This window comes from Herbaspirillum sp. meg3 (assembly GCF_002257565.1).
GTDB lineage: Bacteria > Pseudomonadota > Gammaproteobacteria > Burkholderiales > Burkholderiaceae_D > Herbaspirillum.
The window spans coordinates 3,264,353-3,286,907 of the sequence record NZ_CP022736.1; the positions used below are offsets into that span (position 1 = coordinate 3,264,353).

Annotated in this window: 16 protein-coding genes and 1 pseudogene; 13 read left to right on the top strand and 4 right to left on the bottom strand. The window is 51.0% G+C overall.

Features of this window, described 5'->3' with window-relative positions; genetic code table 11:
- Positions 1-249: 249 nt before the first annotated feature.
- Positions 250-2,529 carry a heavy metal translocating P-type ATPase gene (locus hmeg3_RS14690; protein WP_094564377.1) on the top strand — a complete coding sequence of 760 codons (2,280 nt, stop codon included), beginning with the start codon at positions 250-252 and terminating at the stop codon, positions 2,527-2,529.
- A gap of 6 nt (positions 2,530-2,535) precedes the next feature.
- On the opposite strand, the gene hmeg3_RS14695 is transcribed toward hmeg3_RS14690, so the two are convergent.
- Positions 2,536-3,927, bottom strand: a complete 1,392-nt coding sequence (locus hmeg3_RS14695; protein ID WP_094564378.1) for a CoA transferase — start codon at positions 3,925-3,927, stop codon at positions 2,536-2,538.
- Between the two features lie 114 nt (positions 3,928-4,041).
- Here hmeg3_RS14695 and hmeg3_RS14700 point away from each other — a divergent pair, with 114 nt between their 5' ends.
- The 10 genes and pseudogenes from hmeg3_RS14700 to hmeg3_RS14745 all read left to right on the top strand — a co-directional run bounded on the left by hmeg3_RS14700 (position 4,042) and on the right by hmeg3_RS14745 (position 15,040).
- Positions 4,042-5,271, top strand: a complete 1,230-nt coding sequence (locus tag hmeg3_RS14700) for a citrate synthase (RefSeq protein ID WP_094564379.1) — start codon at positions 4,042-4,044, stop codon at positions 5,269-5,271.
- A gap of 35 nt (positions 5,272-5,306) precedes the next feature.
- Entirely contained in the window at positions 5,307-5,756 is a 450-nt protein-coding gene (locus tag hmeg3_RS14705) for a hypothetical protein (protein ID WP_094564380.1), read from the top strand.
- Between the two features lie 111 nt (positions 5,757-5,867).
- Complete coding sequence (locus hmeg3_RS14710; RefSeq protein WP_094564381.1) at positions 5,868-7,271, top strand: TolC family protein; 1,404 nt, start codon at positions 5,868-5,870, stop codon at positions 7,269-7,271.
- A pseudogene (locus hmeg3_RS14715) lies at positions 7,264-7,812 on the top strand (multicopper oxidase domain-containing protein); the annotation flags it as partial. The gene hmeg3_RS14710 and the pseudogene hmeg3_RS14715, both read left to right, overlap by 8 nt.
- A 390-nt stretch (positions 7,813-8,202) precedes the next feature.
- Positions 8,203-9,273, top strand: a complete 1,071-nt coding sequence (locus hmeg3_RS14720) for a site-specific integrase (protein WP_232511650.1) — start codon at positions 8,203-8,205, stop codon at positions 9,271-9,273.
- On the top strand, positions 9,218-10,984 hold the full coding sequence (locus hmeg3_RS14725) for a site-specific integrase (RefSeq protein ID WP_198361708.1): 1,767 nt from the start codon (positions 9,218-9,220) through the stop codon (positions 10,982-10,984). Before hmeg3_RS14720 ends, hmeg3_RS14725 begins: the two co-directional genes overlap by 56 nt.
- Positions 10,984-13,014 (top strand): hypothetical protein, encoded by a 2,031-nt coding sequence (locus tag hmeg3_RS24970; protein ID WP_198361709.1) that lies wholly within the window; start codon positions 10,984-10,986, stop codon positions 13,012-13,014. The genes hmeg3_RS14725 and hmeg3_RS24970 overlap by 1 nt, the downstream gene beginning before the upstream one ends.
- A complete protein-coding gene (locus hmeg3_RS14735; protein WP_094564383.1) occupies positions 12,995-13,444 on the top strand; it encodes a hypothetical protein in 450 nt (149 codons plus the stop codon). Before hmeg3_RS24970 ends, hmeg3_RS14735 begins: the two co-directional genes overlap by 20 nt.
- A gap of 49 nt (positions 13,445-13,493) precedes the next feature.
- Positions 13,494-13,730: a hypothetical protein gene (locus hmeg3_RS14740; protein ID WP_094564384.1), complete on the top strand. Its 237-nt coding sequence runs from the start codon at positions 13,494-13,496 to the stop codon at positions 13,728-13,730.
- Between the two features lie 80 nt (positions 13,731-13,810).
- On the top strand, positions 13,811-15,040 hold the full coding sequence (locus tag hmeg3_RS14745) for a hypothetical protein (protein ID WP_094564385.1): 1,230 nt from the start codon (positions 13,811-13,813) through the stop codon (positions 15,038-15,040).
- A gap of 43 nt (positions 15,041-15,083) precedes the next feature.
- On the opposite strand, the gene hmeg3_RS14750 is transcribed toward hmeg3_RS14745, so the two are convergent.
- Positions 15,084-16,847: an ATP-dependent helicase gene (locus hmeg3_RS14750; protein ID WP_232511651.1), complete on the bottom strand. Its 1,764-nt coding sequence runs from the start codon at positions 16,845-16,847 to the stop codon at positions 15,084-15,086.
- Positions 16,844-18,685, bottom strand: a complete 1,842-nt coding sequence (locus tag hmeg3_RS14755; RefSeq protein WP_094564386.1) for an ATP-dependent endonuclease — start codon at positions 18,683-18,685, stop codon at positions 16,844-16,846. The genes hmeg3_RS14750 and hmeg3_RS14755 overlap by 4 nt, the downstream gene beginning before the upstream one ends.
- 180 nt (positions 18,686-18,865) lie before the next feature.
- Here hmeg3_RS14755 and hmeg3_RS14760 point away from each other — a divergent pair, with 180 nt between their 5' ends.
- On the top strand, positions 18,866-20,929 hold the full coding sequence (locus hmeg3_RS14760; protein WP_094564387.1) for a hypothetical protein: 2,064 nt from the start codon (positions 18,866-18,868) through the stop codon (positions 20,927-20,929).
- A 226-nt stretch (positions 20,930-21,155) separates the two neighbouring features.
- Positions 21,156-21,947, top strand: a complete 792-nt coding sequence (locus hmeg3_RS14765; protein ID WP_094564388.1) for a hypothetical protein — start codon at positions 21,156-21,158, stop codon at positions 21,945-21,947.
- Positions 21,948-22,213: 266 nt separating this feature from the next.
- Here hmeg3_RS14765 and hmeg3_RS14770 read toward each other — a convergent pair whose 3' ends face one another.
- Complete coding sequence (locus hmeg3_RS14770; protein ID WP_094564389.1) at positions 22,214-22,555, bottom strand: copper-binding protein; 342 nt, start codon at positions 22,553-22,555, stop codon at positions 22,214-22,216.

Genomic DNA, 22,555 nt, shown 5'->3' on the forward strand with positions numbered 1-22,555 from the left:
GGCGTTGACTGCCTAGGCGCGGCGACGCGGCGTAGCGGTGCTACGGCAAGGAGTCGCAACAACGGCAGGCGACGCCTGCAGCCGTTCCCGAAGGGTTTCAACCAGAAGGCGCGCTGGCGGCGTTGCATGGCTTACAGGTGGGCCTACCACCTGTTACGCCACGCGCCTTGCCAACACGCCTTCTGGTTGAAACGCATCTCGCAAATTACTTGATAACAGGCCCTAATATTCTGCATATCAGGAGCACGCATGTCCAATTGCTGTAACCACGATCACGGCCATCAACATGGCAAAAACCATGGCCATACCCATGAACACAATCATGACCACGCGCATGATCATGGCGAAGCCGTGTCCACCGTCGACAACATCAGGCCGAGCAGCCTGAAAGATGCCGAAGAAGCCGTCTTCTTCATCCAGAAGATGGATTGCCCGACCGAAGAAAAGCTGATCCGCGAACGCCTGTCCAACATGGATGGCATCGCGGCGATGCAGTTCAACCTGATTCAGCGCGAACTGACGGTGCAACATCGCCTGCCCTCGGTGGAACCCATCGTAACCACTCTGGCTGCGCTCGACATGCTGCCCAAGGTCAAGAGCGATACGCTCGATGCGACAGTCGGTATCGATGACGACGATCACAGCGCGTCCTACGCCATTCCAAAACGCAAATGGCTGATGGTCGGCGTCGCAGCTGTTGCCGCGCTCGCGGCGGAAGGCGTCGCCTGGACCACCGGCAACGACCGCTCGCTCAGCGTCATCGCATTGGCATTGTTCGCGATTGCCGTCGGCGGCGTCGACACACTGAAAAAAGGCTGGATCGCGCTGCGCCATCTGTCGCTGAACATGAACTTCCTGATGTCGCTGGCCGTCATCGGCGCGGCTATTATCGGCCAATGGCCGGAGGCGGCAGTGGTCATCGTGCTGTTCACGCTGGCCGAAATGATCGAGTCGCTGTCGCTGGATCGCGCGCGCAATGCCATCGCCGGATTGATGGCCATGTCGCCGGATCAGGCCACGGTGTTGCAGGATGGCGATTGGGTCAGCGTCGCCGCCAAACAAGTGGCATTGAATACTGAGGTACGTGTCAAGCCGGGTGAACGCATCCCTCTTGACGGCGTCGTCACCGATGGTCAGCCCGCCATCAATCAGGCACCGATTACCGGTGAAAGCATGCCGGTCGCCAAACAGTCGGGCGATCAGGTGTTTGCCGGCACCATCAACGGCAATACCTCCTTCGACTATCGCGTCACCGCCGTGCAAAGCGAATCAACGCTGTCGCGCATCGTCAAAAGCGTGCAGCAAGCGCAAGGCCAGCGCGCACCGACGCAACGCTTCGTCGATCAGTTTGCGCGCTATTACATTCCCGCCGTGGTGGCCGTGGCAGTGCTGGTGGCAGTGTTGCCACCGCTGCTGTTCAACGCGCCGTTCTATCCTTGGCTGTACAAGGCGCTGGTATTGCTGGTGATCGCCTGCCCTTGCGCACTGGTGATATCCACGCCCGTGACCATCGTCAGCGGATTGGCTGCGGCGGCGCGCCACGGCATCCTGATCAAAGGTGGCGTCTATCTGGAACAAGGCCGTTTGCTCAAGGCATTGGCACTCGACAAAACCGGCACCATCACGCACGGGAAACCCGTCGTCACCGATGTGCAGCTCTTGTCCGACGGCGATGAGACAAGCCTGCTCACGCATGCCGCCAGCCTCGCCCTGCGCTCTGATCATCCGGTGTCGGCAGCGATTGCTGCGCTCTGGAAAAACCAGCAGACCGAGGCGATTGCAGAAGACGTCAGCGACTTTGAAGCGCTGACCGGACGCGGCGTACAAGGGAGCATCGGCGGCAGCGCATTTTATCTCGGCAATCATCGTTTGGTGCACGAACTTGGCATGTGCAGCCCTGCGCTGGAAGAACGTTTGCTGGCGCTGGAAAAGCAAGGCAAGACGACAACCATCCTGTGCCGCGACGGCAAAGCGGTGCTGCTGCTGGCGGTCGCCGATACGGTGCGCGACAGCAGCCGCGATGCAATTGCCCAATTGAAAAAACTCGGCGTCAGCGTCACCATGCTGACCGGCGACAACGTCCATACCGCGCGCGCCATTGCTGACATCGTGCAACTTGACGATGCGCGTGGAGATCAACTGCCGGAAGACAAACTCAACGCCATCGGCGACATGATCGAGAAACACGCTTACGTGGGCATGGTCGGCGACGGCATCAATGATGCACCTGCACTGGCACGTGCGCAGATCGGTTTTGCCATGGGTGCCGCAGGTACCGATACCGCACTGGAGACGGCCGACGTCGCACTGATGGATGACGATCTGCGCAAGATTCCCGACTTCATCCGCCTGAGCAAAAGGACGCATCGCGTGCTGATGCAAAACATCACGATTGCGCTCGGCATCAAGGCAGTTTTTCTCGTCCTCGCGCTGACCGGTGAAAGCTCCCTGTGGATGGCCGTATTCGCCGATATGGGAGCGAGCCTGATCGTTGTCTTCAATGGTCTGCGGCTGGTGCGTTCGCTTTAACTCGCCCTACCACTCCGGTTGCGCCGAACCCAAGGGCGCAGCCGGCCGATCCCATGACATGCTTGTACTGCCAACCTCGACTGCACCACGCAGGCGTTGTGCCGGCCCCCAGAATGTCTGTTCAATCGCCGGCGCCAGATCATCCTTGTTTTCCGGCACCAGGATTTCATCGACCTGCTGTCCCGATCCGGTCACCAGCAATTGCGCCATGCGTGCCAGCGAAGTATGCACCTCAGCGCCCTTCCCAGTCTTCAGCCTTTGCGTCAATCCACGGATGGCTGCCGTCGCCATGAGATAGCCGGTAGCATGATCGAGCGCCTGCACCGGCAGCGGTGTCGGCTTATCACGCCCGAGTTGACGCATCCCTGCTTCGGCGATGCCGCTGCTCATTTGCACCAGGCTGTCGAAACCGCGGCGCGTCTTCCACGGGCCGCTCCAACCGTAAGCATCGAGACTGACATCAACCAGCGCAGGATTGATGCGGCGACGATTTTCTGCATCGAAACCCATGCCCGCCAATGCGTCCGAGCGATAGCCATGCACCAGCACATCAGCCTGCGCCAGCAACTGCGTAAAGATTTCCTGCCCTAGCGACGTACGCAAATCCAACCGCGCACAGCGCTTGCCCGGCACCATGTCCGGGATCACGCCGGGTTCGTCCCAGCTTGCCGGATCGATGCGTAGCACGTCGGCACCGAACCCGGCCATGAAACGCGTTGCCGTCGGCCCTGCCAGCACGCGCGTCAGATCCAGCACGCGAATGCCTTGCAAAGGACGTTGTCTGCCGATGGCCCAGTCAGGTTTGGCCGCCGCCGGCCCGTCAACGATGTGCAACAAGGGTTCGCTGCTGACTGCCATGCCTTGCGGATGAACGCGCCACTGATCCGTCGTGCGCATGACCGCCGCGCAACCACCTTGAGCGACCACCGCGATTTCCAGCTCCTCCGCCGACCAGCCGGCCACTGCCGCTGTGACCGCAGCACGATCCACTGTTGCATCCAGCACGGTCAATGCCGCCGCCCGATGATGCGGCGCGTTGGTGTGCAGACGTATCCAACCGTCCGCTGCCTGATAGTCGCCAGCAACTGCGTCCCACAAGGCCGGCGCCTCCCAACCCTGCGGCCGTAAAGAAATCCCGAACCAGAATGAGGCCAGCCGGCGGTCGGCATGAACTTCGGCGAGATCGTTACCGGCTGCATGAAGTAATTCGGCAACGGCGAGACCTGCGGCACCCATTGCACCGACCGCCAGGTCAGTCACCGCAAAGATTGACGGCAAGCTACCGCTTCCGGTCAGTTGTACTTGTTCGAGATGATGGCGCTCGCCCTTGGCGGCCAGCCAGATTTCACGCAGAAAGCCGCGTGCGCTTGCTTCTGAAACAGCAGCCAGAGTGGACATACCAGACCTCGCATCGTGAAGATAAATGAAGATGACTGAAGCATATTCCGCTCGTTTTAATTGTCAATATTGATTAATATAATCAATATAAACAGCTATTTTCTATTCGACACCATGCCTGCTTACCTGAGTTCCGCCGAAGCCGCCGCTGCGCTCGGCGTGTCGCGCCAGACCTTGTATGCCTACGTCAGCCGCGGCCTGCTGACCGCTCAATCCGACAATAAGGTGCGCGAAAGCCGTTACCTCGCAGAAGAAGTCAAACGTCTCGCCACGCAACGCACACGCGGACGCAAACCGAAAGAAGTCGCCAAGGCCACGCTCAGTTGGGGATTACCAGTCTTGGAATCCGCCATTACGCTGATCGAAGACGGGCGGCTCTACTATCGGGGCCACGACGCGGTCACGCTCGCAGCGACAAAGAGCGTAGAAGACGTCGCCGCCTTGCTGTGGAACTGCAGCACGCCGCAAGCCTTCGCTTCCAACGACGTACCAGTCCATGCCGCCACTGCCGGCATGCTCAAACACTTCAACGAACGCCGCGCCGAAGACTCGTTGCTGCCGCTGTTCACTATCGCCAGCGACGATACCGCCACCGCAGTCTGGCAAACCTCGCCGGAGCGTGTCGCAGAGGGCTGCGGCGTACTCCTGCGCCTGCTCGCGGCCAGCTTGCTCGGTACACGACCAAGTGCCGCCCCGATCCACGAGCAATGCGCCAAAGCGTGGAAGCTCGACGAGCAAGGTACGGCACTGATCCGCATGGCGCTGATCCTGTGCGCCGATCACGAACTCAATGCGTCCAGCTTCACGGCGCGCTGCGTAGCCTCCACCGGCACCAGTCTGCGCGCCTCGGTGATTGCCGGACTGGCAGCGCTCACCGGCGGCAAACACGGCGGTACGACGGCGCGTGTTGAAGCGATGTTTGATGAGATTGATATTCAAGCCGGCAGCAAAAATATTGCCGACAAAATGCAGCAGCGCCTGACGCGCGGTGAAGACCTGCCGGGTTTCGGCCACCACCTGTATCCCGATGGCGACGTGCGCGCCATCGCCTTGCTCGAAAATATCCTGCCGCAACATCCCGCGTGGCAGGAAATGATCAAGGCGGCCCACGCCCTGATCGGCCATCATCCCTCAGTCGATTTTGCATTGGTCGCCGTACGACGGCATTTGAAATTGCCGGTCGGCGCGGCGTTCGGCCTGTTTGCGCTGGGACGCGGCATGGGCTGGATCGCGCAGGCGCTGGAACAGCGTGCCACGGGCGAACTGATCAGACCGCGTGCGGCTTACATCGGCCCGCGTCCATCGCAGCTCTCCATGCAAGCACCCATAAATCTCGTAAAATAACGAGTCCATTTTCAAGCAGTGCTACACTACGGCCTATGACTTCGCGCGTAAAAATCCTCCTGCTCTGGCTGCTGGCCTTTGCGATTCCCGTTCAGGGGTTCGCTGCCGCGGTGCAGATGGGTTGCGCGCCTTCGCAGTTGGCGCCGGCAATCCATGAGGTCGCAGCACCCGCCGCTTCACTGCATGAGCATGCCGGTCATGACATGCATGGAACGCACACCATGCACACCATGCACGATGCCGATATAAGCGCGCAAGCCGACACTGGCCCCGCCGCTGATCATCCCATGCAGCATCAGCACAAAGCGTCTGCCGCGTCGTGCAGCTCTTGCAGCGTCTGCACCATCGGCGCCATTCTGCCGCTGGCGCTGGACAAGCTCATCAACCTGCCCGTCTCGGCAGACATTCACGTCGCCATGGCACAACATGGTTTCGTCGGCTATACGCCGGAAAATCCCGAACGTCCCCCTTCACTGCCCGTGTAATCACTGAAGCTGCCTGAGCGGAGCGAGCTGGCATTGCTCCGTCCGCAGTTTCTTGCAACCGTTCCGGCGTTGACATCCCGCCGGTGAACACTTCGTTTGCACGAGGCTTACATGAATACATTTTACCCTTTGCGGAAACTCGCACCGCCGCTGCTCGCCCTTGTGCTGAGCGGTTGTGCGAGCTTCAGCGCCGACGGCGGCTTTGACGCCGTCAACCAGACCGCTCAACAGCGGCTCCACAAACAAACCGGCTGGAGCCGTTCCGAACAGGAGGCAGACAGCGTGACACAACGCGTGCGCGTCATGCTATCCAAACCACTCGGCATCGATGATGCCGTGCAGATCGCCTTGCTCAACAATCGCGAGCTGCAAGCGTCTTACAGTGAACTCGGCATTGCCGAAGCCGATCTGGTGCAAGCCGGGCGACTGCCCAATCCCGGCTTCAGCTTCGGCCGTACGCACACCGGCGACGACATCAAGATTGACCGCAGTCTGACGCTGTCGGTGATGAGTTTGCTGACCATGCCGGCCACCTCGCGTATCGAAGCACGCCGCTTCGAGCAGACCAAACTGAAACTTGCCGACGCCATGCTGCGAACTGCCGCAATGACACGTAAGGCCTACTACCAGAGCATCGCGGCAACGCAGAGCGTGCGCTACCAAGAGCAGGTTCTTCAGGCCGCAGAAGTCGCACATGAACTGGCCGCCCGCATGGCGAAACAAGGCAATTTTTCGCGCCTGGATGCCGCACGCGAACAAGCTTTTTATCTGGAGACTTCTGCGCAACTGACACGTGCTCGCACACAGGCGATGCAAGAAAACGAGAACCTCATGCGTCTGCTGGGCCTGCGCAAGCAAGACGGCACGCTGCAATTACCATCTCGCCTTCCTGATTTGCCGAAGAGTGCCATCACGCTCGACAACAGCGAACAAGTCGCCATGGAACAGCGGCTCGACGTGCAATCGGCAAAGCTGGAAGTCGCCGCGCTGCAAGGCTCGCTCGGTCTGACCAAAGCCACACGCTTCATCAACGTGCTCGATCTTGGCTACATCCGCAATGCAGAAAGCGGCAAGCCTGCAGAAATCGGCTATCAAGCCAGCATCGAGATTCCCTTGTTCGACTGGGGTGGTGCCCGCGTCGCCAAGGCCGAGGCAATCTACATGCAGGCAGTCCATCGTCTCGCCGCCACTGCCGTGCAGGCACAGTCGGAAGTACGCAGCGCCTACGCCGTCCAACAGCATGCCTACCTGCTGGCGCGCCAATATCAGGACGAAGTGGTACCGCTGCGCAAACGCATCTCCGACGAATACCTGCTGCGCTACAACGGCATGCTGGCGAGTGTGTTCGAACTGCTGGCCGATGCACGCGAACAAGCCAACGCCGTCAACGCCGCCATTGATGCCGCACGCGATTACTGGATCGCCGACAGCGACTTGCAACTGGCGCTGGGCGGGCCGACATCAAGTGTAACGACATCGGCACAAAACAAGACTGAAGGAAAAATCCATGAGTAACTCCAGCAACACACTAAGCCGGCGCGCCTTCCTGCAAGGCTCTGCGCTGGCCGTCGGCGCTACCGCCGTCACGCGCATCGGCGCCGCCTCGCTGCCCGAAGCGGTCATGCAAAACAGCGCCGGCACGCAAGCACCGCTGACGCCGCCCGATGGCCGCCCCTATCATCCTGTCGTCACGCTCAACGGCTGGTCGCTGCCTTGGCGCATGAATAGCGGCGTCAAGGAATTCCACCTCGTCGCCGAGCCGGTGGTGCGCGAAATCGCCCCAGGCATGAAAGCCAACCTATGGGGTTACAACGGTCAAAGTCCCGGCCCGACGATTGAAGTTGTCGAAGGCGACCGCGTGCGCATCTTCGTCACCAACAAGCTGCCCGAACACACCTCGGTACATTGGCACGGACAGCGCCTGCCCAACGGCATGGATGGCGTGACAGGCCTGACACAGCCGGGTATCCCGCCGGGCAAGACTTTCGTCTACGAGTTCACCGCACGACGCGCCGGCACCTTCATGTACCACCCGCATGCTAACCGTAAGTTAGAAACTATGGACATCCAGACAGCATATAACTTACCATGGACATAAAAGATTGCTTCTACCCAATATGATTGATGACTTAGAAACGAATTGCTTTCGCTGACATCCGTAACATGGTGATTCAAGAACAATCTGCATGTATTTCTTTTGGCACTTGCTCCGCACAACAGTTTTGTAATCACCATCAAATTGGCCACCCTAGAACGAATCACTCATATTCCCCAGAATGTTTCCGTGGCTGACGGGTCGGTTGCTTACTTGAAAAGTAAGCAACCGACAATCCAGCATCTCCCTCAGATATTTTGGAGCAACGCATTTCCCTGGAGGGAGGCCAATCTTTGGGCGATGGAGCGAGCCACAAGCAAAGACGTGTTGTTGAGAACAGTCTCCAGCAATATGAAATGCTTGCTGCACTACGCCAATTTCCTTGAGATGGCTGAATTGGAATGGTTTACCTTCCCCTTAAGAAAGGCAGACCGATGCCTGATTCAATATAGAGGATTCCTTATCCGTGAACGGGATGCAGGAAAATTAATGCCATCCACCGTCTCGGAGTACATGCGTAGTGCGATTTCTTTTTATCGCTGGGCGTTATCTCACGGACTTTTAGACGTAACTACGCCACTTTGGCGAGACAAAGCTGTATATGTGCGTTTTTTTGACTCTGTAGGATTTGAAAGAACAATCCTTCGACTTACAACAGATTTATCGATACCAAACAAAACCCACCTTGGCCTTCGGCTTGAAGACGGATTGCTTCCCGTATCTGCAGCAGACCGAGAGGCGCTTTTGGAACTAGCTAAAACCAGCTCAAGCCAAGAGTTATATCGTATGCTCGCCTTGGGGTTCTTTACTGGAATGCGTCTAGGAAGTATTTGCGACTTAAAAATACAAACTCTTGAAAATGCAGTTGAAGACCCCGTTGCGAAAGGCCTCTTTTGCATCAATATCGGGCCTGGTGCCTCACCTCCAGTAAGAACAAAATTTGGTGTAACTGGCCGTGTGTGGATTCCCAAACCGTTGCTTGATGATCTTCTCGAGTATGCCAATAGCTTGCGTCGCTCAAAAAGACAGGCAAGAGCCACCAGCGAAAACAAATACCTCGTTTTTCTAACGAGATACGGAAATCCGTACTGCGCGAACGATTCAGAACAATCCACATCCGTTAATACAGAAATGGTGACCTTTAGACGGAAAGGAATGCAGGCAGGTATTAAGGTTGCTTCAAGCTTTCACTTTCATCAATCTCGCTGCACTTTTGCGACTGAATTGGCCACCATTGCGCTCAGCACGACAGATCCCATCAATGCGATAGCACTAGTTCGCGATGCGTTGCTTCACAAAGACGAAGCCACATCACTTAAATACATCAAATTCGTTACTCAGACGCCCGCTAAGCAAGCAGCAGCTAATGAGTTTACAAGAGCGTTCATGGGAATTAACAATGCCGATAAATTCCAGCCCTGAGGTCATCAAAATACCCGATTTGGACTTCCCAATGGTCGAATATGGAAAACTTGAAGAGCCGTGGACTCTTCTTCCATTGCTGTACTCAGGAGGATCTGCGGCATCAGTAAAAAATGTCTCAAGTGCTATTGAGAAGGGCAGCCTTGGTCCCTGTCTTTTGGAACGGCTCAATCTAATAGAAAGAGTTCATCAGGAGATGACTGATGACTTAATTGCCGGTGGTAGCAGATATAGTGCCAAGGCACGGATAAGAGTACTTCGTGTGGTCTTCACTTGGGCGGACAGAGTCGGTGCCGACTTGCGATTAGAGACCGTCACCGAAAACTACCGTGCATGGACAGATGAACTTTTGTATAGACAGCTTGTTCTCAAAGAAATCGGCGGGCATACAGTCCACAGTTTCGCCAGCGTTTTTTCTGCCCTCTTAAGCCCTATATTAGGGAGAGAATATCCTCTAATCAAAGAAACCAGAATACGCAAGCCAAGGGGAAATGGAAAATTTGGTACGTCCGCCGCAGACAAAGTTAATCTAACAGAAACCTTTAAATTTGGGCATGCTCTCGTCGACATTTGCAAATGCCTCTCTTTTGAAGCAATAAAAGGCCGGTTACCCATCGAGGTCTGTCTTCACACAGGACACTCACTACAATATTGGTCTGGCGTACCGAAGCCTGTTGCCTCTTTCAACAAAAAAAATATGGGCCCTTCTCAGATTCGTGGGTTGGAAGAAAAACGAGCTATTCGACAAGCAGATAATTCGCTGCTCGCGCGCTCACCTCTCGTGAACCTTCGTATCGAAGCAGAGCTACTTTTGTTCATTGCACAAACAGGTATGAATTTGCAGCAAGCACACTTGCTTCAAATGGACGCGTTTCATTACACCAGCTATCTAGATGGATACCAAGTTCGGCGATATAAAGAAAGACGCCAAGGCGTCGTTCTATTTGAGATATTCTCTGAATATCGCGTTCACTTCGAAGAGTATCTGCGTTGGCGCAATGCGTGGTTTCCGGAACAAAAAAAGGGGCTTCTGTTTCCATCCATAATCAGGGGAAGAAACCGTACTTCAGCTCCTGGATTCTGGCAAATTATCAGTCTGTGTCAGAAGTGTGATATTCCGTTTGTACGTCCCCGGTCACTGCGTAAGACGAGAGTTAACTGGCTGCTTCGCCGAATGAGTGATCCGCTGCAGGTTGCGGAGATAGCTCAGCACGATCTGCAAACACTTCTTCGGCAATATGCGGAACCCCATCCACAGCTGGCAATGGTCGAGATAAGTAAATTTCACGCAAAAAATGCCAGCCATGTCACGCCACCAGGTCCTGGAAGCTGCGAAACTCCGACGCCCGAACCACTGGACAATATACCTAATGGGGCGCCGATGCCTGACTGCATCTCCGGTGGCGGGTGTCTTTTTTGTAGAAACCATCGAGATATTGATAGCTATGATCACATATGGTCTTTAGTGAGTTTCAGATATCTAAAATCTCTCGAACTAGCCAGATTTATACCACCGGAAAACTCTGAATTTCCGCCGCACCCGGCAGAGATGGTAATACAACGAATAACTCAAAAAATTAAGTTTTTTGAAAGCAGTAGCGAGGTCCGGAGCATCTGGGTAAAAGAATCGCTTTTGTGCATTGAGGAAGAGTCATACCACCCATCTTGGGACGGTTTTATTCAATTAAGCGAAATGAAAGGTGGTAATTAGTGAGCGGTGTAGCTTTTCTGCCAGGCCTTGCCATTGAATCGCCACTGGCAACACCTGCAGCAATCAATTTTCGCCCACCTATGTGGCCGCCGGCACAAGATTGGCCGATTGTGGTAGACAAAGAGGGAAATGTAGTCAGCCGATTTGCAGACAGTTTATGGATACTCGACGCTTGGGCAAACCAACGCACAGTATTGAATTTCGGTGATGGTCCAAAGAACAGAGGTGCTCACATTGATAAAGGCAATGCCGATCTATTGAGAGCTATTGTCAGTTGGTGGCTGTATGGCCCAAGTGACGTACGCACTGCAAGAACCATAATGACGCGGTTCAGCTTGCTTCGGTGCATATTCACAACCTGTGCCAGCGAAGGCATCCTCGCATCAGAACTAAATCGGTACCCATTGATTGTGGAAAAGATTGCAAGTGTAATGAGCCAATCTATGTCTGATAGAATTCTTGGCCTCCTTCATGAAATACACGAATGCCGAGCTAAAATTGGCTTTGATTTGATCGACAGGACTGGCCTTGCAAGGCTGGCATCCCTGTTGAAAAAATTTGAGCGCAAGCAAACTCCATACATCCCTCCTAGAATTTGGCAATATCAAGTAAGCCGACTTCAAGCCTGCTTAGAAGACTTCCTCACACACGTAAGCGGCATTCAAGCTTGTTATGATTTTTGTCTAAAAGCATATGTGCAAAACTATGGATCGCTGGAAGCTGCTCTACGAAAAAAACGCAGCACAATATTGAGACCGTTTTATACACCAAAGGATGCAATTGCCAGACGAGCTGGCTTAGTCTTCTATGGACCATTTCAAGCGACGGCGGAGAAATACAAAATCGACGGCGTCATTAGAAAATGGATTGGTGCGCCAGATACCCCAACAACGTCCCCTGTAACGATAGACTCATTTTCTAGCTATCTTTCTTTGATCACGTCAGTCGGTCTGGCTTACATCCTCAATTTCAGTCTAATGCGCCGAACAGAAGCCGGAAGTCTCCGTACCGACTGCTTACGAGTTGAAGATGATCCGCAGTTTGGGAAAATTTATCTAATTCAAGGAGCGACAACAAAAACTGTCGCTGACGACAGGGCCATTTGGGTTACTTCTCCCTGCGTGTCCGCCGCAGTTGACGCATTGACCCTTATTGCTAATCTACGCGCCAAATGCGCGGTCGTCGCGTTTGATGGGCCACTTTTTTTGAACTGTGCTGTGACAGAACCCTGGATAGGAGGCGCCAGAGCATTAGCCCCCACGCTGACGCCACATGTCACCGCCTATTCCATTTTCACCTCGCTATATCCGTCGCTCTTTGACATTGAACAATTACGTATCAACCAAAGAGACTTGGAATTGGCAAGGCTTGCAAATCCAACTCTATCAGAGAAGTTTAGAATAGGTTCTGTATGGCCACTAGCTTGGCATCAACTACGCAGAACAGGAGCTGTCAATATGCAAGCCTCAGGTCTCGTATCAGACGCGTCAATGCAGTTTCAACTGAAGCACTCAACCCGAGCAATGTCCTTGTACTACGGCCAAAACTATTCTCGGATCAAATTAGAGGAAAGTTCGAAATACCTCTATATTAAAACCATGTATGAAACGCTAGGTCGCGAACTAGTGCAACTCACTGCGGACCGATTTATCAGTCCTCATGGTGAGCGTCGAAAAGCAGAGATAGTGAGACTTATCTCCCCAGACGATGCCAAGCAATCAATAAAACTAGCGAAGAATGGCGGTGCTGCCTGCAGAGAAATTCTCTTGGGTGTTTGTACGAACAGAGAGCCATGTCCATACGGCGGTATTGATTCAGTAGCCCATTGCGGCGGAGGCGATGCAGATAAGAAAGACAACCCCTGCGCCGATGTGTTATACGACAAAGGGAAGCGAGCTCAGGTTGATCGCCTGGATGAAATATTGAACGAGCGACTGTCTTCAACTCTACCTGAAAATCCCCTATATGCATCCCTTGAAGCGCAAAAACGTAGCGTAGAAAATTACTACCATGCAACAAAAGAAACCTGAATCTTTATCCGCCTTGGATCAATATCGAGCCGCGTTCGAACGGCTGAAAATAAACGCTCCCGAACGACTCCCTAAAGGAACCCCTGTTACTCAGAATAACGTAGCGAAAGAGGCGAACAAAGATCCAAGCGCTCTCAAGAAAAGCCGGTTTCCCTTATTTATTGACGAAATTCAACGACATGTGTTTAGCCAAGTCGGTACGAAACCTATTTCGGCCCGACAAAAAACGTTGTCCATCCGAAACAAAAATCGTTCTCTGAAGGAACGCTTAAATGACGTCACAAAGCAAAGAGACAACCTCGCCAGTTTATTGACGGAAGCTGATATGGCAATCTTAGAGTTGCAAGGAAAATTAGCCGAATTGCAGAAAACTGCTTCGAAAAGTAACGTGGTAGTTCTTCCGCTAAAATCGACGCATGATCCTAGTTAAAAGCGTTGAACCATTGGGTACGACAATTATTTCTCAACTGGAGACTACATTGGCTAACGTCGACGAACAGCGAGCAGAAGAGCTTGCAGCAATGAACAATGAACGACGGACGTTTGAGCGACGACAACGAGCTTTTCAAAAAGTCATTCAGCAGTTCGCACCACAGGGTAATGGCGCTCCAGCAAAGGCAGATCTAGAAGAGCTTGATACTGCCGACGCCGATCATCGAAAAGCTGTTGCCGCAATGGACCGCATTTCCGAAGAAATACGCGCCGGTAAGCGCTAGAGCAATCAAGTTAGTATTTTGGATAGAGCGTTGTCGTTTGCTTGTAACGGCATTTATAGATTGCCTTACACGGTTAGCTAATGGGACCAATTGCACTATTTGATAAATCCTTCCTTCAATCTTTGTCTGAAGATGAATCCGTTTGGTTTGATCAATTCTTTATGGCGGTTGTTTGCCCGATATTTTTCTTAGAAACACTTGCCAACCTGGCCAAGGAATCCTCATCTAAGGGACCTCCGGAAAAAATAGTTGGTGTTATAGCTAGCAGATTCCCGGAATTCGGTGGAAAGCCCGTTGCGCACCATGTCACGCTCTGCCAAAACGACCTTTTAGGTGCGGCAATTCCCATGCGTGCGCAGATTCCAATGGATGGCGCTCGCCCTGTTTTACACCAAGGTAAACCCGCAGCCGTTTTTAAGGAGAGTCCAACGGCGGCAGCCTTTAGCCGTTGGATGCATGGAGATTTCAACGGTCTCGAGCGAGATTTCGCAAAAAAATGGCGAGCTTCCTTGGATGCAATCGATTTAAGGGCCATCGCCGCAAAATTTAAACGTTTTGGCCTCGAGGGTAAGCGGTTCGGCTCGCTTGACGATGTGAAATCTGCCATCGACGAATTGATTTCCAGTACGCGCAGTAGATTTGACATGATGGAACTTGCAGTAACCTTGGCTCAACTCCCGCCGGAGAGACAACGATCTTCTTTCGATTCGTGGACTCAAGCCAATAGGCCATCATTAAAACAATTTGCGCCATTTGCCGCGCATGTGACAGCAGTTGAGCTTTTCTTTCAACTCGCAATCAACTCGGACTTAATTTCTCCGGATCGAAATTCCAATCGAATGGATATAGCGTATCTATTCTATCTGCCGTTTTGCATGACCTTTGTCTCTTCTGATAAGCTGCACCGAAAATGTGCCTCACTTTTCATGCGGCCAGATCAAAGCTTCACTTGGGGCATTGATCTCAAAGCCGATCTTGCTCAACTCAATCGACATTACCTACAATTGCCAGAGGATGTTAGAGACAAAGGTATATCGCATTTTGCTTCTCAACCGCCACCAGACTGGAATGGAACCACGACTGACATATGGGATCAACACTTTCCAAAGTGGCGAGAAAAAAAGAAAGAAGAATCAACTCCCGAAGAGCTTAAAAAAGTATTTGATCGTTTAAAAGATGTTGGAGAGGCGCCACCGATCCCGTTAGGAGTCCCCATGCCGGCAGCAGACGATCTCAATATAGTAGCTCTTGAACATATGGTCCAAAAGAAAAAAGGATCTTGGTTTCAATTGCCAAAACACAGCGACTAGTCGACCATTGTTCCAGAGGCAGTACGGTTTAAGTTGCCTACATTTAGCCAATTCCCCGTATTGAGGTAATCAAAGGTGACTCCACTTGATCATAGATTAAGTGAATCTGAGATTTAGCTCTTGTTACACCTACATAGAAGAGTCGAGCAGCTTCCGCCAATTGCTCTTCATTCTTGTCGTAGCTACTGGGGAAAACCCCTTTCTCCAATCCCAGCATGATCACAGCTTGAAATTCCAGTCCTTTCGAGCTATGTAGTGTCATCAAATTGAGTAGATCGGGGCTTTTCCCTTGATTACCAAATATCTCGACGGTCGAAGCCTGGAGAGCGCCGCCCTTTGCGGCTGCAGTAATCAGATCATCTAGAATGTCTTTTTCATCAGCAAGCCCAGGCTCTTCTCGAAGTAAATCATCCAGAACGTCGCGACGTAATACAGAAAGCCAGTGATGGAGAGAAAGCCCACCATCTCGCAACGAGAATAAGGTTGCGATTAAACGCTTGCGCGCCGCAAAGAATTCATTTTCTCTCGTGAGAGATTTTCTCAATCGTCTCCAAGCTTTGAGCAACTGAGAAAGAAATACTGTCCCTGTTTCCCAACCTCCGGCACACCACTTGGCTACGTCAACAAGCCATTCAGTGAGGCGAGTTCGCTTGATTGGCGAGCCGTTGTCTAGTCGAAAGTAGTGCAAGCCCAGGGCGTCTGCTGCTTGTGCAATTGGTGCTCCTTCGTTAAGTGTTCGATAGAGAAAAGCGATATCGCCAGAAGTCCACGATGGATTGGCTGCAAGTATCTTTGGTACCAGCGTGCCTAAAGCATAATGTGCCTGCTCTTTCACGTTGCGTTTCAACCCCTGAATGACAATTTCGCCAGCGCGTCCATCATGAGAGACAAAAGATTCAGGATCCGGTAGGAGAGCCATTGATGCAGCGATAATTTTGTCTGCACAACGGTAATTCAACTTTAGCCTAATGGATTCGATCTGAGGCCGACTAGCCAATGCTCGTAAAAGACTTGGTTTTGCTCCAGTAAATCCATAAATAGATTGATCCGGATCTCCCACCGCGACTATTCGAGTTCCAGCACGAAGTAGCGCCAGTACAATTCGATGCAGCGGTAAGCCGAGATCCTGATATTCATCAATAACAATTACTGGATATTTGGCCCGCACAGCACGACGAACCCACTCGTGCTTTTCAACTAGCAGCAAACCAGTGAGAACAAGCCCATCGAAGTCCATCAAGCCGTGCTTGGTGAGTAATGCCTCATAAGCTTCGATCACCATAGTCTCGCGCGCAGACGAGGCGCGCCAATCGTCACTCTCTTTATCAGGAATAGTACGTCGAAGTTTATCGCAAGCTATTCGAAACGAGTTGGTTGGAACCCCACCCAATTGCTCACTATAGGCATCAGAAAAAAATCTTCTCGCCTCTGCAGGTGTTGCAATAACGATCGGATTCGAAGCATCAAGGCCTGCCAATGCTGCGTATGGCGACACTAATTCCGTGAGACAGAAGGAATGGACGGTAGAGAGCAAGAGGCCATCTCCGTCCTCTATACCAAGTCTATTTAACCTTGACCTCAGCTCCCCCACACAGGCATTGCTATAGGTAATGCAAGCCATTCGACGAGGGCGACGGATATCCTCAGCAAGTAAGCGTGCGATTTTTACAGTGATTGTCTTAGTCTTGCCGCTTCCTGGTCCAGCCAAAATAACGCAATTTTTCTTGGATTCGTATGCTTGCCACTGATCCGCGTTCTCTCGCAAGTCCTCCGCGGCCTTGAGATAAAGGTAGCCGGCAGAAGTCATCCTAATTTTTCCTGCATATAGTCCAGCGCAGATTTAATATACGGCGGACACACTTTGGAGCCTTTTTCCAGGAGCACCGATGCAAGCCTTTGGGCCATTCGCCCCTTTCCTATCGAGTCAATGTCCTTGAGAAATTGTGACGGATCGAGTTCTTCGGGAAACATCGCTAAGTCCGAAAAGCGCCCATGCATTTTTTTGTTGGTAGTTAGATCTTTGATCGCCGTCATAAAAATTATCTCCGCCCCCGCTCGGAAGAGATCGATTTCGAATGTGAATTTGTTCATGAAAACACCGTACTGTGGCGCGAGCTCCAGCACCTCCGAATAGGACGCTTTCTCCCATTCATCTTCACTCAACAGATCCCTCATGATCTGATTTACGACACGATTTTGTCCATAGCTGGTTTCAGTACCATTCTCGTCTGGATCCGCATCTTCCTGGCTAACATCTTCTGTCTTGGGATCGAAATCAGTCAGCACGACAAATGGAATATCAAGTCCCTTAGGACCCAGCAATCGCACGTAAGGCGAAAAGTTGGTACCAGCAATTGAGCAGACAGTAATGCCCATCGCGTCAAAATCCAGATCATCATCGTATAGCTTAGCTAGCGTCGGGAGTAAAAACTTTTCTGCATCGCCCTCTACTAAGATGACACCTTTCGAGAAAAACAACTCACCGCGGGTGACATCTATGTAACGCTCTAAATCTTCGCGATCGTTATCTTCAAGCTTGATGCCTTTGAGAGATCGTCCAATCGTATGTCCATCTCCAGCTAGCTCTCGCAGCACTACAATATTCGCAAGTGGTGCAACACTAGCAACATTGGGAGAATGCGTAGTAAGAAGAATACTGCGAGGACCAGAATCGGATTCAACTTCGTCACGCGTTTGCAGATAGTTTCGATAGATAAGCCGTTGCAAATGAGGATGCAGATGCGCCTCGGGTTCTTCGATTGCTAAGAAAGTATGTTGGCGCTCCCCCTCATCCACCAAGAATTGATGCTCTAAGTGCTTCAACGCAAGATACAAAACATTGGCAGAGCCAAGACTTGCTTCAGCCACGCCACGCCTACCACCGTCAATCATCATTTGTAGAGAACGGAGTAAACGCTCTGGCTCCGTAGGAGCAAATCCTAACGCGGTTTCAACAGCGTGCTTGTCACCCACCATGGTGGTGAGCTGGGTATTAACTTGACTCACAACATCCGCAAGCTGGGGAAGTTCTGCAATTTTCAAAGTAGTCGAATGGACTTCGCCTGCGATCTCTTTAAGCGCTCTTGCATTGACAGTCTTTGCTGCACGGTCTAGCAGTGGGCGCAGTGGGGATCGAGACCAACGCGCGAGATCAGACTCCGCGTCACGTAAGGCAGGAAACAGATCCAGCGGCATCCATCGCCTCAGTTCATAACCAACTGAGTTCTCAGGTCGATCTCCTCCAAAAATAGTGAACTCATAATCAGCCTCACTTCGAGGCTCACCTTCAAGTCCCCCTGCTGGCTGATAGCGATATGTGACCCGTGCAACCATAGGGTCTGGTTTTATCAGATGGTCCGCTAGCACCGCCAGCAAATCTTCGTTATCTGCAAAATCTCGAAACTCAACCGACACTTCGATGACATCGTCTCGCTTCAACGGACGCTTGAGCCCGTCCCAAAAATCATCAAAACGCAGCTTACGCGCAGAATCTGGGAGCGTAGGATCAAGTACAAGTCGAAGCGCAAACAATAAATTGGTTTTTCCAACCTTATTCTCACCAAGGATTACGGCATGTTGTCCCAGCTGTATATTGAGATACTTGAAGTTTCTGAAATTCTTAATGACGATCCTACTAAGTCGCATGAAACATTCCTCTTTTGTTAGTTCTTCTCTCAGCAATCGATGACATGCTGCCCCTAATATGGCGTTTGCTTAGAAGCAAATATATTTTCCCGACAAATCTTACCGCTAAATCTGTTTAGCCTTCAAAGCTAGAAATAGATATTTGAAGTTATCTACGTACACAAAAATCGACTATATAAAATGAAGAAAAAGAAAATTGACTCCTTCCCTCGATTTAAGTTGTTTCGCGAAATTGTAGAAATAGCGAGACAACGCTCTGCCCCTGAAGGAACATATTTTCTTGACCATAAGGTGGCGTATGAAGCAATAAGAAAAATCTTCGAGCCAGAAGATCAGTCTTCTGAGGACAATATTTTTTCTGAGAGAGAAGATCAGCTTGGCCTAGTAGCCATAGAGATCACAATTTCTTCTACATTGACAAGCACCAATTCAGAATTTTATTTTGAGCTGGCCCATACGTTGCGCGACGCGATCCGCCCACTCAAAACAACACCATTATTTACCTTGAGCGATGAGCGCTGGATAGAGGCACTACGTATCGCGATTGTCTACTTGGAGAACAAAGATCCGCAGTCCACTAGTCCGTTCAAACACAGTCACCGTCACATCACGTTTGCCCACGCAGTCCGTTTCTTTCGTCGCAAAAATATTAATTTTCCTGTAGTCGGCGACAAAGCACAAATTCACCAAAAATCTGTAACTGACATGATCGTTGAACTGGTATATCGTCCTCTTGCCGCACTGGGGGATGTTGGCAGCATGACTGCGATCAACGCACAACTAATGGGTAGATATGATCTTTCTTTGCAAAGAGTTCGGATGCACCCAACTCCGGACGCCATGGGTCGCAAAATGGATAGATCACTCCCCTTTGGCTATTTATATCGATTGGGAATCAGAACACTAGGTCGACGACGCGACATAGTACTTCCCAAAAAAATGCTGGACTCATTGACGGATGCTCTCGTTAGCCTTGCTGCGCTCTATGACGTCGAGCCGTTCTCTATTTATGATTTCATGTTCCCGCCGCTCAGGCAACGTAGCTTAGAAGTATTGAGAGATGTCGCCATATACGACGAGATCTTTACCGTTCCTCAATGCCACCCTGATCTAATTGAGGATCTTCTCGGCCATCTATTTAAAAATATATTTAACCGAGAGTTGTTCAAGGATATCGATTGGCATGTGAACGATGCCGTAGAATTTTGGAACTTATTGGTTAAAATTCTTCCACCCAATGGCTCTTCGTTGTTCATTAAAAATTCTGAGTTAAATCAACTTCTTACCCAACGAATCGGACCGTCAGCAGCCGAAAAATTACTTGCGGGATTCATTTTGCAAAAACCTAATTCGGCATATAGGTTGCCCACTGATGCCGGCACTGCAAACACCCGCGAATGCGCATTGGCAGAAGCTACGAATGACAGGGTATGGATTGCGCCCCTGCCTTTTATAGGCCCAGCATTTTTTTCAAGGTTGGTAACCTTATGTGGGCGTATCGATCAGTCGGTCCATGAGCAAATCGGGAAGAATTTCGAAGAGCGTCTTTATGAGCGAATGCAGAACGTCGGTATTTCTTGCATACGAGGAAATATCGGTACATCAAAGAAAATTCTTGGGGAAGCAGATCTTATTCTTGAGACCCCGGAAACAATTGTTTTATTTGAACAAAAAAAGAAGGGACTTAGCCGGAGCACAAATGCAGGAAATGACTTACAGCTAGCGGCAGATTTGGCACGTGGAGCGATTCATGCAGTTAACCAACTCGGAAAACTAGAAGCGCTTCTAGTCGAGACAGGGAAATTAATGTTTGTCGACGGTACTGAACTACACCGTGGAGGGCGTCGAATTATTAAAGTAGTCGTGTCGCTTGCAGATCACGGTGGCCTCCATGATTCAGCAGTCTTCCGCAACATGCTGGATTCGCTTAGAGGAGCCATACTTACTGGAAATCGAAAACTTACGATCGACCAAGAGCGCTCGCTAGAAGTAGCGAATAAAGAACTCGATATCCTGCAAAAACACTACTTACGATTTGAGGAACTTAAAGAGGTTGGAGCGCAAAATAGTTTTGGCGATAACGTCATATTTCACAATATCTACTTTATTGAGCACTTACTAAAATGCATCCAGGATCCCGAGGAACTTATTTCTGAACTACTCCGAGGCCATCGAACAATTACGGGAACAAGAGATGCTTTCGTCGATTTCGCTTTTTTCCAACCGTCGAAACAAAGATCATAGGTGCGACTAATAGCTTTAGGGGAGTATAGATTTGATTCCATTCTCTGGGCATTCAGCGCGAAGCTGAGAAATGTCGTTTAACGTGTCGCGAAATGCGATTTTTCTTGAAGTTTGCGTTTTACTATTCTGACAAATAGCTTGCCTACCAACACAACTAAAACCGAGGTCAAAGCATGCATCAACATATCGATATCGAACGTTTAATCAGAAACTCTGAGAGTGCCATATGATGGAAGAGACGGTAGACAAAATCTCAATCACAAAAGAGTCGAAGCTCAACATACTTTCTCTTCTGTCTCTATTTTTTGTGACAATCGGCTCACTCTATCTATTCGGATACTGGTCTTCATTTCACGTTAATATCCTTGAGTATGTGGGGCTTTCAGATATCGTAAAATCCACCATAATTCCTATTGGAACAAGTTTTATGGCCATGATAGTTGGCGCCGCCGGTGGCCAAATTTTGGCAATTAAAGCTCGCCCCTCAGACGACTCGGATACCAAGCTCAGTTTGGACATCCGCGCAATACTTTTCATCCGAAAATATTCAGAGATATTTTCGGCCAGTATATTAGTGGGTGGTTTCTTTTTGTTGAGAGAAGGCCCGCCTTCCCTATGGCCCGCGATTTCTCTTATCTTCGCAGTTCCATTTAGATTTTGGGCTATGGCATACATACGTAGCCGCTTTCATTGCTCATTAGCCCAAATCAATATCCTCTCTGTGGCTCTCTTTGTTCTTCCAATGCTACCAATAGCGGCCTATGGGATCGGTAGAATTAATGCCGAAAACATCCTTGAGGGAAAAAAATTTCAGTACGTAGTTGATTCTTCTACCAGTGCTCCACTCATGGCATTGAGATTTTTAGGTCACACTGGAGACTTTATTTTCTGCTGGGATCCAACAAAGAAAACACTACTTATAAACAAGTTTGACGGGGCAAAATCACTTGTATTGAAGAATTTTGTTAGCACCGAAAGAACTGAGACTGTCGCACCAGAAAATAGCAAAGAGAAATAATTCCGTAACGATGACAATGAAGCCAAAGCACCTTTTGATTAAGATAACAGCGACGAAGTCGGTATCTTTGATATGGGCGAACGATTTCTCACCTATAAAACAAAAAAGCTCGTGATCGGAATGGACCGATCACGAGCGAGTCAGCCTTTCAGCTGAAGAGGAGATGTCAGATTCAACTTTACGGCTGGCTTCCGTTTTTAACTATCGGGACTTTCCTTATTTTCAGTTGGCAACACCACCGAGTGGCGAGCACAACCTGCACCTGGCTACTTGGCCGGGCGAATGGCCGTCACCACCGGCGACATACCGCTTCCCTTCAGATCAAACGACACTTGATCGCCGACTTTGACACCCTTGAGCAACTTCTCATTCGATACTTTGAAAGCCATGGTCATCGCCGACCAGTTCAATTCCTTGATAGGTTGATGGGCAAGAATGATGGTGTTTTGTTTGGTATCAATATCTTTGACGACGCCAACGCCGTGAGCAACCTTCTCAGCCGAGTTACTCTTACCCATGTTCATGTTTCCCATGTCTGCGGCGAAAACTGAGGCAGTGCCAATGAATGCAACGGCAGCGAAAGCAGCAGCGATAAAACGATTTTTCAT